Source organism: Streptomyces ossamyceticus (assembly GCF_001418475.1).
GTDB lineage: Bacteria > Actinomycetota > Actinomycetes > Streptomycetales > Streptomycetaceae > Streptomyces > Streptomyces ossamyceticus.
In genome coordinates this window covers 270-12,752 of the sequence record NZ_LIQX01000295.1, presented here as the reverse complement: position 1 = coordinate 12,752, position 12,483 = coordinate 270, and the positions used below count along the sequence as shown (strand labels likewise).

9 protein-coding genes and 1 pseudogene are annotated in these 12,483 nt (G+C 73.1%); 2 read left to right on the top strand and 8 right to left on the bottom strand.

Translation table 11 applies throughout. From position 1 onward, the window contains the following. Positions 1 to 294: 294 nt before the first annotated feature. The 4 genes from AOK15_RS22195 to AOK15_RS22180 all read right to left on the bottom strand — a co-directional run bounded on the left by AOK15_RS22195 (position 295) and on the right by AOK15_RS22180 (position 5,779). A complete protein-coding gene (locus tag AOK15_RS22195; protein WP_205632202.1) occupies positions 295 to 1,605 on the bottom strand; it encodes an ABC transporter substrate-binding protein in 1,311 nt (436 codons plus the stop codon). Between the two features lie 272 nt (positions 1,606 to 1,877). After that, positions 1,878 to 3,095, bottom strand: a complete 1,218-nt coding sequence (locus AOK15_RS22190) for an ABC transporter ATP-binding protein (protein ID WP_079058629.1) — start codon at positions 3,093 to 3,095, stop codon at positions 1,878 to 1,880. Further along, entirely contained in the window at positions 3,092 to 4,717 is a 1,626-nt protein-coding gene (locus tag AOK15_RS22185; protein WP_079058628.1) for an ABC transporter permease, read from the bottom strand. The genes AOK15_RS22190 and AOK15_RS22185 overlap by 4 nt, the downstream gene beginning before the upstream one ends. A gap of 6 nt (positions 4,718 to 4,723) precedes the next feature. After that, the gene (locus AOK15_RS22180) at positions 4,724 to 5,779 is read right to left on the bottom strand and encodes an iron ABC transporter substrate-binding protein (protein WP_055519599.1); all 1,056 of its coding nucleotides are present in this window, start codon (positions 5,777 to 5,779) and stop codon (positions 4,724 to 4,726) included. 248 nt (positions 5,780 to 6,027) lie between these two features. Here AOK15_RS22180 and AOK15_RS42515 point away from each other — a divergent pair, with 248 nt between their 5' ends. Then, positions 6,028 to 9,108 (top strand): non-ribosomal peptide synthetase, encoded by a 3,081-nt coding sequence (locus AOK15_RS42515; RefSeq protein ID WP_420876943.1) that lies wholly within the window; start codon positions 6,028 to 6,030, stop codon positions 9,106 to 9,108. A gap of 21 nt (positions 9,109 to 9,129) precedes the next feature. On the opposite strand, the gene AOK15_RS22170 is transcribed toward AOK15_RS42515, so the two are convergent. Next, entirely contained in the window at positions 9,130 to 10,527 is a 1,398-nt protein-coding gene (locus tag AOK15_RS22170; RefSeq protein WP_055519595.1) for a sensor histidine kinase, read from the bottom strand. Continuing rightward, positions 10,524 to 11,228, bottom strand: a complete 705-nt coding sequence (locus AOK15_RS22165; RefSeq protein WP_055519593.1) for a response regulator transcription factor — start codon at positions 11,226 to 11,228, stop codon at positions 10,524 to 10,526. Before AOK15_RS22165 ends, AOK15_RS22170 begins: the two co-directional genes overlap by 4 nt. Positions 11,229 to 11,383: 155 nt before the next feature. Here AOK15_RS22165 and AOK15_RS22160 point away from each other — a divergent pair, with 155 nt between their 5' ends. Then, positions 11,384 to 11,950, top strand: coding sequence for a hypothetical protein (locus AOK15_RS22160; RefSeq protein ID WP_055519592.1), 567 nt, complete (start codon positions 11,384 to 11,386; stop codon positions 11,948 to 11,950). A 28-nt stretch (positions 11,951 to 11,978) separates the two neighbouring features. Here AOK15_RS22160 and AOK15_RS47105 read toward each other — a convergent pair. Both AOK15_RS47105 and AOK15_RS47100 read right to left on the bottom strand, forming a co-directional pair. Beyond that, positions 11,979 to 12,158, bottom strand: a pseudogene (locus AOK15_RS47105) (spermine synthase); the annotation flags it as partial. Positions 12,159 to 12,160: 2 nt separating this feature from the next. Continuing rightward, positions 12,161 to 12,483 (bottom strand): spermidine synthase (locus AOK15_RS47100; protein WP_420876941.1); only part of this gene is annotated, 323 nt, incomplete at both ends.

The window sequence follows — 12,483 nt, the reverse complement described above, 5'->3', positions numbered from 1 at the left end:
GACATGCAGGATCGTCGGCAGGCCCGCCATCACACCCAGCGTGAGCCGGTCACGCCGGGTGAGCAGGCGCCTGTGCCCCTGGGGCACCTTGGTGGCCGCCGTCTTCGCGGCAGGGGTGGAGCCCGGAGGCGGCGCGGGCGCTTCCGGGCTCTTGGTGGGTGAGGTCGTCATGTCTGTCGGTCATCCAGTCGTGAGGACGGTCTTGGGGGCGGACAGTCCTGGGGACAGCCGCCCCGGCGGCCGCCCGCCCGACCGCGGAGGCGGTCGTGGGGCGGCCGTCGGGACGGTCGGCCGTCAGGACGCGAAGATCGTCTTCTTCTGGCGCTCGATCGACGAGAGCAGGCTGTCGATGCCCTTGGGGTCACGGATGAACTTCTGCAGCGACGGCTGCATCACCGTGGAGGTGAAGTCCGGGCGGCTGTCGCGGTCCATGAACTGCGTGAGGTGCTTGGCCCCGGCGATCGTCGCGTACGCCTTCTTCTGCAGCGGCGTGTACGAGGAGGTGTCGGCCTTGGTGGAGGCGGCCACCACGTTCGGGTCGGCCTTGAGGTAGATCTGCTCCGCCTCGGGGGTGCCGAGGAACTCCAGGAGCTTGACCGCGCCGGCCTTGTTCTTCGGGCTCTTGCTCATCATGAAGCCGTCGGTGGGAGCCTCGACGGTGTCCTGGCCGTACGCCGGGTCGATCTCCGGGAAGGCGAAGAAGTCCAGGTCGTCCAGGTCGGCCTTGTTGGTGAACTGCTGGCCCACGAAGGAGCCCAGCAGGTACATGCCCGCCTTCTTCGACACCAGCGTCTGGGCCGCGTCCTGCCAGGTGCGGCCGACCGCGCCCTCCTGGTGGTACGGCAGCAGCTCGGACCACAGGTCGAACGTCTTGCGGACCTTGGCGTCCGTCCAGGCGACCTTGCCCGCCATCAGCTCGACGTGGAAGTCGTAGCCGTTGGCACGGAAGTTGATCTGGTCGAACGTGCCCATCGCCGGCCAGGCGTCCTTGTCACCGAAGGCGATCGGGACCAGGCCGTCCTTCTTCATCTGCTTGCACAGCGCCATGAGCTGGTCCCACGTGGTGGGAACCTCGTAGCCCTTCTCCTGGAAGACGCTCTTGCGGTAGAAGAGCGCCCAGGGGTACGTGTACAGCGGAACGAAGTAGGACTTACCGTCCTCACCCTGGCTCAGCTTCTTCATCGCCTCGGGGAAGTTCCCGCCGATCGTCTTCCACACGTCGTCGATCGGGGAGGCCAGGCCCTTGGCGGCGAAGAACTGCATCCGGTAGCCCGCGAACCAGTGGAACACGTCGTCCGGCGTGCCCTGCAGATAGGAGTTGATCTGCTCCTGGAACGTGTTGTGGTCCTTGGTGTTCACGTCGACCGTGATGCCGGACTTCTTGGCGAAGTCGGCGTAGATCTCCGCGAACGCCTTCTTCGGCACCGCGTCGGAGGCGTTGGAGCCGAGCGAGACGGTCTTCGAGTCAGCGGCCGAGCTGCCACTGCCGCCGCAGGCGCTGAGCAGCGGGACGCCCGCGCCGAGCGCCGCGGCCCCGCCTATGCCGCGCAGCAGGGTGCGGCGGCTCGTGCCGGGCACGGAGAGACCGGAAGGTGTGAGATGCATGTACGGCTCCCTGGGGACAAGTGGTTCGGTCATCAAGAGGCCCTCGTCGGTTAGTGATCGAAATCGACCAGAAACCAACTTGACCGAACACGGTGGTCGCCATAACAGCCTTATGCCAGGTCGCGCGTCAAGCCTTCTTGTCTCCCTTTGTTGAAACGTAATCCCTGTTCGCCGAAACGTGACCGTCACACACGTGAGCCAGGTCACTAGATGCAACATACACGCATCAGGGGTGCGCCGACCGCACAAGACCTGTCACGCGCGCGGTCCGTTCAGCCCGCAGGGTGCAGGGTCGCCTCGCCCGTGACACGGACGCCGGTCGCGTCGCCCGGCCCCACCGGCAGCGGGCCCGCGACGCGCACGCCGACCGGGGTGTCGTGGCCCTCGACGGCGACGGTGACCATGGCGTCGTGGCCGTAGAAGCACACGTCGGTGACCGTGCCCCGCACGACGCCCCCGGCGGCCGGAGCGGTGAGCCGGAGCTGTTCCGGGCGGAGCAGCACGGTGCCCGTGGCCGGCCCGTCGGGCGCGGCGGCGAGCGGGACGGCGCCGAGCGGGGTCCGGGCCGTGCCGTCGGCGCCGACGGTGGCGGGGAGCAGCACCGCGTCACCGACGAAGCCCGCGACCCAGGGGTCGGCCGGGCGGCGGTAGAGGTCCTGCGGGGTGGCGCACTGGGCGACACGGCCGTCCCGGACGACAGCGACGAGGTCGGCCGTGGAGAGCGCCTCCTGCTGGTCGTGGGTGACGAGGAGCGCCGTGGCCCCGGTCGCCCGCAGCGCGGCCCTCACGTCGGCCCGTACGCCCGCCCTGAGGGCGCTGTCGAGGGCGTTGAACGGCTCGTCCAGCAGCACGAGCTGGGGCCGGGGCGCGAGGGCCCGGGCGAGGGCCACGCGCTGTTGCTGGCCGCCGGAGAGCTCGTGCGGCATCCGGTCGCCGTATCCGGCGAGGCCGACGAGTTCCAAGAGCTCGCCGGTGCGCCGCCGCCGTTCGCCCCGGGTCAGCCCGGTGAGCCCGAAGGCCACGTTCCGGGCGACGGTCAGGTGCGGGAAGAGGGCGCCCTCCTGGGGCACGATCCCGATGCGGCGCCGCTCCGGCGGCACATGGACACCGGGCCCGGCCAGGATCCGCCCGCCGAGCCGGACGGTGCCCGCGTCGGCCCGCAGGAACCCGGCCACGATCCTGAGCAGGGTCGTCTTGCCGCCCCCGGAGGGACCGAGGACGGCCGCCAGGGCACCCGCCGGGACGGTGAGCCGGAGCGCGCGCAGGACCGGGTCGTGGCCGGCCGTGTAGGACTTCGTGAGGCCCTCGACATGGAGCGCGTTGTCGTGCGGGTCGTCCGACTGCGCCGGATTTGCGTGCGGCCCGTTTGCTTCGGATCCGCCCTCCCGCCGCTGTGACGGTTCTTGTTCGATCGTGTGCTGTTCGTCCTTGGTGGATCCGTGCGTGTCCGGTACGTCCGTACCCGGCTCGCTCGCGTGCGACTCGTTCATGATCGGTGCCTCCCCAGCAGGTACGAAGGCACGGCGGCCAACAGGATGAGCGCGGCGGCGTACGGGGCGGCCGCCGCGAAGGAGCCCGCGCCCGTCTCGGTCCACAGGCGGGTGGCGAGGGTGTCCATGCCGGTGGGGCGCAGGAGCAGGGTCGCCGGGAGTTCCTTCATGCAAACGACGAAGGTCAGCGCGGCCCCGGCGGCGACGCCCGGCGCGGCCAGCGGGACGGTGATCTCGCGGAGCACCTGCCAGGGCCGGCGGCCGAGCGAGCGGGCCACGTCCTCCAGGACGGGCGGGGCCTGGAGCACGGCGGCGCGGGTGGCGGCCACCGCGACCGGCAGGAAGAGGACGGCGTACGCGCACACCAGCAGCGGCAGCCGCTGGTAGAGCGGGTAGGCGTAGCGGACGGCGAAGAAGACCAGGGACAGGGCGACCGTGATGCCGGGGAGGGCGTGCCCGGCGTAGGCGGCCTGTTCCAGCAGCCGTGCCCCGCGCCCCCGGTGCCGGGCGGCGATCACGCCGACGGGCAGGGCGAGGAGCGTGGTGAGGGCGGCGCCCGCCGCGGCGACACCGAGCGTGGCCCAGGCCGTCTCGGTGAGGCCTCCGAGGTCCCAGGTGGCGGAGGAGCCGACCGCGAGCCAGTACCCGAGGGTGCCGAGCGGGAAGGCGACGGCCACGGCGACCGCCGCACCGCACCACAGCAGAGCGAGCGGCTTCCAGCGGCCGAGCGCCACGGGCACCGCCGGGCGGGCGGTGCCGCCACCGGTCCTGGCGTGCCCGGCACGGCCGCGCGTCCGCGCCTCCGCGGCGACCAGGGCCACGGTCATCAGCACCAGCACGACGCTGAGCGCGGCGGCGGGCGTGCGGTCGAAGGAGGCCCGGTACGAGGTGTGGATGGCCCGGGTGAAGGTGTCGTAGCGCATGAGGGAGACGGCGCCGAAGTCGGAGAGGACGTACAGCGCGACGAGCAGCGCCCCGCCCGCCGCCGCCGGACGCAACTGCGGCAGGGTGACGCGGAGGAACGTACGGAGCGGACCGTGCCCGAGAGAGCGCGCGGCCTCCTCCTGCGCCGGGTCGATGCCCCTGAGCGCCGCCGCGACCGGCAGCAGCACATACGGGAAGCTCACCAGGGTCAGCGAGAGCGCGGCCCCGCCGAACCCGGCGAGGCCCGGTTCGGCCGACAGCCACGCGAAGGCCGCCACATAACTGGGCACGGCCAGCGGCAGCGTCGCGGCCACGGACCAGAAACGGGCGCCGGGCAGCGCCGTACGCACCGTCAGCCAGGCCAGTGAGACCCCGAGGACCACGCAGGCGGCGACGACCGCGGCGGTCAGGCCCAGGCTGCGCCCGAGGAGGTCCAGCGTCCGCTCGTCGGCGACCACCTCCCAGGCGAAGGCGGGGCCGCGTTCCAGGGCGCGGACGGCGAGGTAGCCGAGCGGGAGCAGGGCGAAGAGAGCGGCCAGGCACGCGGGGACGAGCAGGACCAGGGGCGGCCTGCGCTCCGCCCCGCGTCCGGCGAAGCCGGCCGGTGTCCCCGCGGGGCGGGCGGTGGCCCGCGGGGACGGGTCGGTTGCCGCGGTGCGGGCGGTTCCCGCGGGGCGGGCGGTGGGCGACGGTTTCACGGCCGGTCAGACCAGCCCGACGTCCTGGAGCATGGCCAGCGTCTCCTGGAGGGACTCCAGCTTGCCGAGGTCGATGTCGGGCGACTGGAGCGACTCGAACGGCGGCAGCCCTTCGACGGAACTGGTGACGCCCGCGGCCAGCGGGTACTCCTTCGTCGTGTCCGCGAAGTAGGTCTGCGCGTCCTTGGACAGCAGATAGTCCACGGCCTTCCGCGCGGTCGCGTTCTGGTCCTCGTTCGCGGCGAGGACGCCGACGCCGGCCACGTTGATGAGTGCGCCGGGGTCCTTGCCGGGCAGGAAGTGCAGCTTGGCGTCGACCCCGTCGACGCCCTTCTCGGCGACCCGCTCGTACCAGTAGTAGTGGTTGACGAGGCCCAGCGAGACCTCACCGGCCTCCACGGCGTCGAGCGTGGCGAGGTTGTTGGTGTAGGTCTTGGAGCCGTTGGCCTTGAGATCCTCCAGCCACTTCCGGGCCGCGTCGTCGCCCTCCAGGACGCGCATGCCGGTGACGAACGCCTGGAAGGAGGCGTTGGTCGGCGCGAAGCCGACCTTGCCCTTCCACTCGGGCTTCACCACGTCGTGGACGCTGTCCGGTACGTCGTCCGCGCTCACCCGGTCCGGGTTGTACGCGATGACGCGGACGCGCCCCGACAGGCCCACCCAGTCGCCCTCGCCGCCGCGGTACGCCTTGTCGACCTTGTCGAGGGTGGCCTGCGGCAGCTTCGCGAGCATGCCCTCCCTCGAGAGCGCGCCGAGCGCCCCGGCGTCCTGGGAGAAGAACAGCCCGGCCTTGGTGCGGTTGCCCTCCTCCAGGATCTGCGCCGCGAGTTCGGCGCTGTCGCCGTAGCGCACCTCGACGTCGGCGCCCACGGCCTTCTCCAGTTTGTCCAGGATCGGCTTGACCAGCTTCTCGTTGCGGCCGGTGTAGATGACGAGGGTCGCGTCGCCCGCCTCACCCGACCCACCGTCCTTGTCGTCGCCGGAGCCGCAGGCGGCGAGGGCGGGGAGCAGCAGACCGGCCGCGACGAGCGCGAAGATCCGGCCACCCAGAGGGGGTCGCATATGTATGCCTTTCCTGCGCGGCCCGCCGGTGCACCAAGGGTCCTGACCCCGGTCGGCGAGGGCGAAGTGACGCTTCTTGGCCAACTGTGAACATGCTATGAATAAGGTAAAGCTTACCTAAGCGTCAAGGGGCGTGTGGTACCCGCGAACGCTGTCGTGAAAGGTCACGCCCCGTGATCCACTCCCTCGGCCCGGTCCGGGCCCCCTCCGTCGCCCTGCCCGTCCGCACCGCCCCGGCCACCCCGGTCCTGCTGCCGAGGCCCCCGGCACGGCCGCTCTCGGTGCCCTTCGCCCGCGACCTCGCCGCGCACGGCGACCGCGTCGCGCTCCACACCCCCACCGGCACGGTCACCTACCGCGCCCTCGCGGAGCACGTCGCCGGAGCCGCCGAGCGGCTCGGGCGCGTACGGCGGCTGGTGCTGGTGGCCGGGGCCAACCGCGCCGACGCGCTGGTCACGTATCTGGCCGCCCTCTCCGCCGGCCACCCCGTGCTGCTCGTCCCCGGCGACGGCGACGAGGCCATCGCGTCCCTCACCGCCGCGTACAGGCCCGACGTGGTGGCCCGCACCGGCACCGACGGCACCTGGACGCTCGACGAGCACCACCCCGGAACCGCCCACACCCTCCACCCGGACCTCGCCCTCCTGCTGAGCACCTCGGGCTCGACGGGCTCGCCCAAGCTCGTACGGCTCTCGCACGACAACGTGCAGGCCAATGCCGAGTCCATCGCCACCTACCTCGGCATCAGCGACACCGACCGGGCGGCCACCACCCTCCCGATGCACTACTGCTACGGCCTGTCCGTCATCCACAGCCATCTCGCGCGCGGCGCCGGGCTGCTCCTCACCGAGCGGTCGGTCACCGACGACGCGTTCTGGGCCGAGTTCCGTGCCGCCGGCGCGACATCCCTCGCCGGGGTGCCGTACACCTTCGACCTGCTCGACCGGATCGGCTTCGACAGGATGGAGCTGCCCCGACTGCGCCGGATCACCCAGGCCGGCGGCCGGCTCGCGCCCGAGCGGGTCGCCCGTTACGCCGAGTTGGGGCGCCGCCGAGGCTGGGACCTGTTCGTCATGTACGGCCAGACCGAGGCCACGGCCCGTATGGCCTATCTGCCGCCCCACCTCGCGGCCACCCGACCGGAGGCCGTCGGCATCCCGATCCCCGGCGGCTCCTTCCGCCTGCGGCCGCTCGACGACCACGAGCACGCACCCGCCCCGGGCGACGAGCTCACCCCCGACCACGGGCTCACTCCCGGCCACCGACTCACCACCGACCACGGACTCACCGCCGACCACCGGCTCACTCCCGGCCACCGACTCACCACCGACCATGGGCTCACCCCCGACCACCGACTCACCGCCGACCATGGGCTCACCCCCGACCACCGACTCACCGCCGACCATGGGCTCACCCCCGACCAGGGACTCGCCCCCGTCCCCGCCTCGGACCACGGCCCGACCGGCGGCGAGAACGACCGGCGTCCCCTCGTGGGCGAGTTGGTGTACTCGGGGCCCAACGTGATGCTCGGCTACGCCGAGAGCCCCGCCGACCTCTCCCTCGGCCGTACCGTCGTCGAGCTCCGCACCGGCGACCTCGCCCGGCAGGCGCCCGACGGCCTGTACGAGATCGTCGGCCGCCGCAGCCGCTTCGCCAAGATCCTCGGTCTGCGGATCGACCCGCAGCGCGTCGAGGCCGCGCTGGAACGGCACGGCGTGAGGGCGTACTGCGCGGGTGACGGCGACGAGTTGGCGATCACCGCCGCCGGAACCGCCGCCGACGAGCCCCGCCTGCGACGCCTGGCGGCCGCCGCGTGCGGTCTCCCGCCCCGGGCGGTGCGCCTCCGCGCGCTCCCCGAAGCGGACCTCCCCCGCCTGCCCACGGGCAAGCCCGACTACACGGCGGTCCGCCACCTGACCCGCCCGGCCGCTCGCCCCTCAGCCGCGGCGCGGTCCACGCCCACCCCTACCGACGGGCACGCCGGGGGCGCGGGGAGCACCCCGGTTGACCAGCACACCCCTGCCCCCGAGAGCGTCTCGGCCGCCCGGCGGGACACGGCTGCCGACCGGAGCGCGACCGCTGAGCCGGACGCGGCCGCTGACCGGCGTGCGCCCGCCGACCTGAGCGCGACCGCTGGGCCTCCCTCGGACGGCCTCCCTCCGGTCCACGACCGGCCCTGCACCGACGACCGGGGCCCCACCGATCAACTCCGCGTCCTCTACGCCGAGATCCTCGACCGCACCGACGTCACCGACGACAGCACCTTCGTCGGGCTCGGCGGCGACTCCCTCTGCTACGTCGAGATGTCCCTGCGTCTGGAGCAGGCACTCGGCACCCTCCCGCCCGACTGGCACACCCGCCCCCTGCGCGACCTGGCCACGGCGGCGGCGACCCCGGCCGCCGCCGTCCGGACCGGGACGGGGCCGGCCCCCACCCGCTCCGGCCTGCGCCGCACCCTGGAGACCGGTATAGCCCTGCGCGCCGTCGGCATCGTCCTGATCGTCGGCTCGCACATCCACCTCTTCACCCTCCAGGGCGCCGCCCACATCCTCATCGGCGTCGCGGGCCACAACTTCGCCCGCTTCCACCTCACCGACGCCGAACACCGCACGCGCGTACGGCACCTGTGGCGCAGCATCGCCCGGATCGCCCTGCCGAGCGCGGCGTGGATCACCGCGGCGGTCCTGGCGACCGGCCTCTACGATCCCGCGAACGCCCTTCTCCTCAACAGCCTCGTCGACCAGGGACCCGAACGCCACGAGTGGCACTACTGGTTCATCGAGGCCCTGCTCTACTTCCTCGTCGCCCTCGCCCTGTTGCTGACCCTCCCCCTGGTCGACCGTCTGGAGCGGCGCCACACCTTCGGCCTCCCGCTCGCCCTGCTGGCCATCGGGCTTCTCGGCCGCTACGACATCGTCGGCCTGGCCCCCGCCCGCTTCCACCTCGGCCCCACGGTGGTCTTCTGGCTCTTCGCCCTGGGCTGGGCCGCGGCCCGCGCCACCACGGCCCGGCGCCGCCTGCTCCTGACCGCGGTCCTGGTGCTCGCCACGCCCGGCCTGTTCCAGCCGGACCAGCAGCTGCGCACCGTCGTGGTGATCGCCGGCCTGACCCTGCTGATCTGGGTGCCGACGCTGCCAAGCCTCGCTCCCCTGAACCGCCTGGCCGGACTCCTCGCGGGCAGTTCCCTCTACATCTATCTGACCCACTTCCAGGTCTACCCCCACCTCCAGGACGACTTCCCCGCCCTCGCCCTCCTCGCCTCCCTCGCCGTGGGCATCACGTACGCGGCGGTGACGACCCGGGTGACCCGAGCCGTGCGGCGGCCGTGACCCCGTGGTGGGCGACGGCGACTACGTGAACACCGACGCCGGCCGCGTCTGTCTGCGGCGCCGCATCGCCCCGCGATGCCCCTTGCGTGTCGGCCCTCTGCCGTCCGGGGCGCCCAGCTGGATCCAGATCCGCACCTCGGTGCCGCCCAGCACCGACGATCCGATGCGTACGTCGCCGCCCGTCGCCTCCGCGAGGCGGCGCACGATGTCGAGGCCGAGCCCGGTCGAGCCGTCGTGCCCGGAGCCTCGACCACGTGCCATGGCCGCCTCGGGGTCGGCGATGCCGGGGCCCGCGTCGGAGACGAGCACGATCACGGCGTCCTCGCCGTTGTGCACGTCGACGGCGAAAGCGGTGCCTTCCGCCGTGTGCCGGAAGACATTGCCGAGGAGGGCGTCGAGCGCGGCGGCGAGGTCGGCCCGGGCGACGGGTATGCGGACCGGCCTCTCGACCCCGGCCACCCGCCACTTGCGGCCCTCGTCCTCCGCGAGCGCCGACCAGAACGCCATCCGCTCCCGGACCACCTCCGCCGCGTCGCACCCGGCGCCCGGCCCCACCGCCGCGGTCTGCGGCTTGGCCTCCCGCGCCGTCCGGATGATCGTGTCGACCTCGCGCTCCAGCTGCTCCACCGCCGCCCGGGTCTGCTCGGCGGCCGGCCCGTCGCCGAGCGAGGCCGCGTTGAGCCGCAGCACGGTCAGCGGCGTGCGCAGCCGGTGCGACAGGTCGGCCGCCAGCTCCCGTTCGTTCGCCAGGAGCTGGACCACCTGGTCGGCCATCGCGTTGAACGCCACCGCCGCCAGCCGCAGTTCCTTCGGCCCCTCCTCGGGCACCCGCGCGCCCAACTGCCCCTCGCCCAGGTCGTGGGCGCTGTCCACCAGCCGCCGGGCGGGCCGGACCATCCGCACCCCCAGCCGGTCGGCCACCGCGACCGAGCCGACGACGAGGGCCACCCCCACACCGGCGAGCACCGCCCACGCGGTGGCCACGCCGTTGCTCACCTCGGCCTCGGGGACGAACACCTCGACGACCGCTATCTCGCCCGAACTGAGCGCGGTGGGCTGGAGCAGCGTGGACCCGCCCGCCACCTCGGTGGTGGACGCGCGGCCCAGCTCGCGCACGGTGGCGATGTCCTGGTCGGAGGCCCGCTGCCGGCCGAGGTCGAGCGCCGCGGCCCCGTCGCCGACCGCCGGGATGTGGACCGCGAGTCCGTCGTCCGCGCCCGCCGAGGCGACGACCCGCTCCAACTGCTCGCGGTCGCCGGTGATGGACAGGGCCGGGGCGATGGCCGCCGCCTCCCGCTCGGCGCCCGAGAAGGCGCGGTCGCGGGCCATCTCCTTGACGACGAGCCCTAGCGGCACGGCGAAGGCGACCACGACCATCGTCGTCACCGCCACGCACACCTTGACCAGCGCCCACCTCATGGCAGCACCGCCGGCCCCGGCGGCTCCAGCTTCACCCCGACGCCCCGCAGGGTGTGCAGATAGCGGGGCCGCGCCGCCGTCTCGCCCAACTTCCGCCGCAACCACGACAGATGGACGTCGATCGTCTGGTCGTCCCCGTACGACTGCTGCCACACCTCCGCCAGGAGTTCCTTGCGGGGGACGACCACACCGGGCCGGCCGGCGAGGAACGCGAGGAGGTCGAACTCGCGTCGTGTCAGGTCGAGTCGTACGCCGTCCAGTTCGGCCTGGCGGCGCAGCGGGTCGATGGCGAGACCGCCGACGCGGATGACCGTGGACGGGGGCGGCTCCCCCACGGGGCCGCGCGCGCGGCGCAGGACCGCGGCCATCCGGGCGGACAGGTGCTCCACGGAGAACGGCTTGGTCAGATAGTCGTCCGCGCCCGCGTTGAGCAGGCGGACGATCTCCGTCTCGTCGTCCCGCGCGGTGGCGACGATCACCGGGACGTCGGTGATCCCGCGCAGCATCTTCAGCGCCTCGGAGCCGTCCAGGTCGGGCAGCCCGAGGTCGAGGACGACCAGGTCGAATCGGTGATGGGCGACCTCGCGCAACGCCTCCAGGGCCGTACCGACACTGCGCACGGTGTGTGCGGCGTCCGTCAGATGTCTGATCAGCGCCGAGCGTACGAACTGGTCGTCCTCGACCACGAGCACACTTGCCATGCGCCGCACCGTACGCCATCGGGACGAGCCCGGTCGGGGCCTGTGGACAACTTGTCCACACCCTCCGCGCACACGGCCGCCGCAGGCTCTCCACGCGCCGGACGGGGCCTCGCACCCCACGACACGGGTGGGGCTCGTGGTGCAGGATGGCCGCGATGCGCAGAGGACTCCTCCATGTACTGGCCTGGCTGCTCGCCACGGGCGCGGCGGTCACGCTGTCGTGGTGGGGTGTCCACACGGTGATGGCCGGTACGGCCTACGACCCGCCCCGCGCCCTGCCCATCACGGCCGCCGGGGCGAAGGATCCGGGGAAGGACCGCGAGGAGCCCGCGCAGGTCTCCGACACCACCGAGCCGGACTCCTCCCCCAGTGCCGACCGACCGGAGCGGAAGGGCGGTCAGGGGAGGAGCGGCACCGGTGGAGCGTCTCCGGCCCCGACGAAGTCCCCGCGGGTCAGCCCGAGTCCGGGCGCCGGCCCGTCCGGCGACTCCGGCGACTCCGGTGAGGTCAAGGCGTACGACACCGAGGGCGGCCGGGTGGTCTTCTCGCTGACGAGGACGTACGCGACCCTCGTCTCGGCGACGCCCGGCTCGGGCTGGTCGATGCAGGTGTGGAAGACGGAGTCCTGGATCCGCGTGGACTTCGCCGCGGGTTCGGACCGGGTGTCGGTGTTCTGCACCTGGCACGACAGCGCGCCCCGCGTGGACGTGCAGAACTTCTGACCGCCGACCGCCGTGCCCGGGCCGCGGGTCAGCGGAACACCGAGGGCGGCGGGGCGGGCGAGGCGACGGCCGCCGCGTCGGTCACGGGTGCCGCCCCGCCGGTGAAGTCGGTGAGCGCCCTGCCGTGCTCGACGCGGCCGGGATGCGGGTCGGAGGCGGCACGGCGGGTGAGTTCGGCGAGCGGCAGCGGCCGCCCCGAGGCCACGAGNNGGCGGCCGTGGCGATCTGACCGCGCAGATGGGCGAGCGGGGGACCGTCGGCGATGTTGGCGGCGTAGCAGCCGTCCGGTTTCAGCACCCGCCGTACGTCCGTGAGGAACTCCGTGGACGTCAGATGTGCCGGGGTGCGCGCCCCGCTGAACACATCCGCGATCACCAGGTCCGCCCAGCCGTCCGGCACCTTGGCCAGGCCCTCGCGCGCGTCCGTCGACCGCACCCGTACCCGGGCGTTCGGGTCCAACGGCAGCTCACGCCGTACGAGTTGGACGAGCGCCGCGTCACGCTCCACGATCTGCTGGGTGGACCGGGGCCGGG

What these genes read in the sequence shown, in the direction of transcription:
- AOK15_RS22195 (WP_205632202.1), bottom strand. Translation starts at nt 1,605, where the DNA reads ATGCATCTCACACCTTCCGGTCTCTCCGTGCCCGGCACGAGCCGCCGC.
- AOK15_RS22190 (WP_079058629.1), bottom strand. Translation starts at nt 3,095, where the DNA reads ATGAACGAGTCGCACGCGAGCGAGCCGGGTACGGACGTACCGGACACG.
- AOK15_RS22180 (WP_055519599.1), bottom strand. Translation starts at nt 5,779, where the DNA reads ATGCGACCCCCTCTGGGTGGCCGGATCTTCGCGCTCGTCGCGGCCGGT.
- AOK15_RS22170 (WP_055519595.1), bottom strand. Translation starts at nt 10,527, where the DNA reads ATGAGGTGGGCGCTGGTCAAGGTGTGCGTGGCGGTGACGACGATGGTC.
- AOK15_RS22165 (WP_055519593.1), bottom strand. Translation starts at nt 11,228, where the DNA reads ATGGCAAGTGTGCTCGTGGTCGAGGACGACCAGTTCGTACGCTCGGCG.
- AOK15_RS22160 (WP_055519592.1), top strand. Translation starts at nt 11,384, where the DNA reads ATGCGCAGAGGACTCCTCCATGTACTGGCCTGGCTGCTCGCCACGGGC.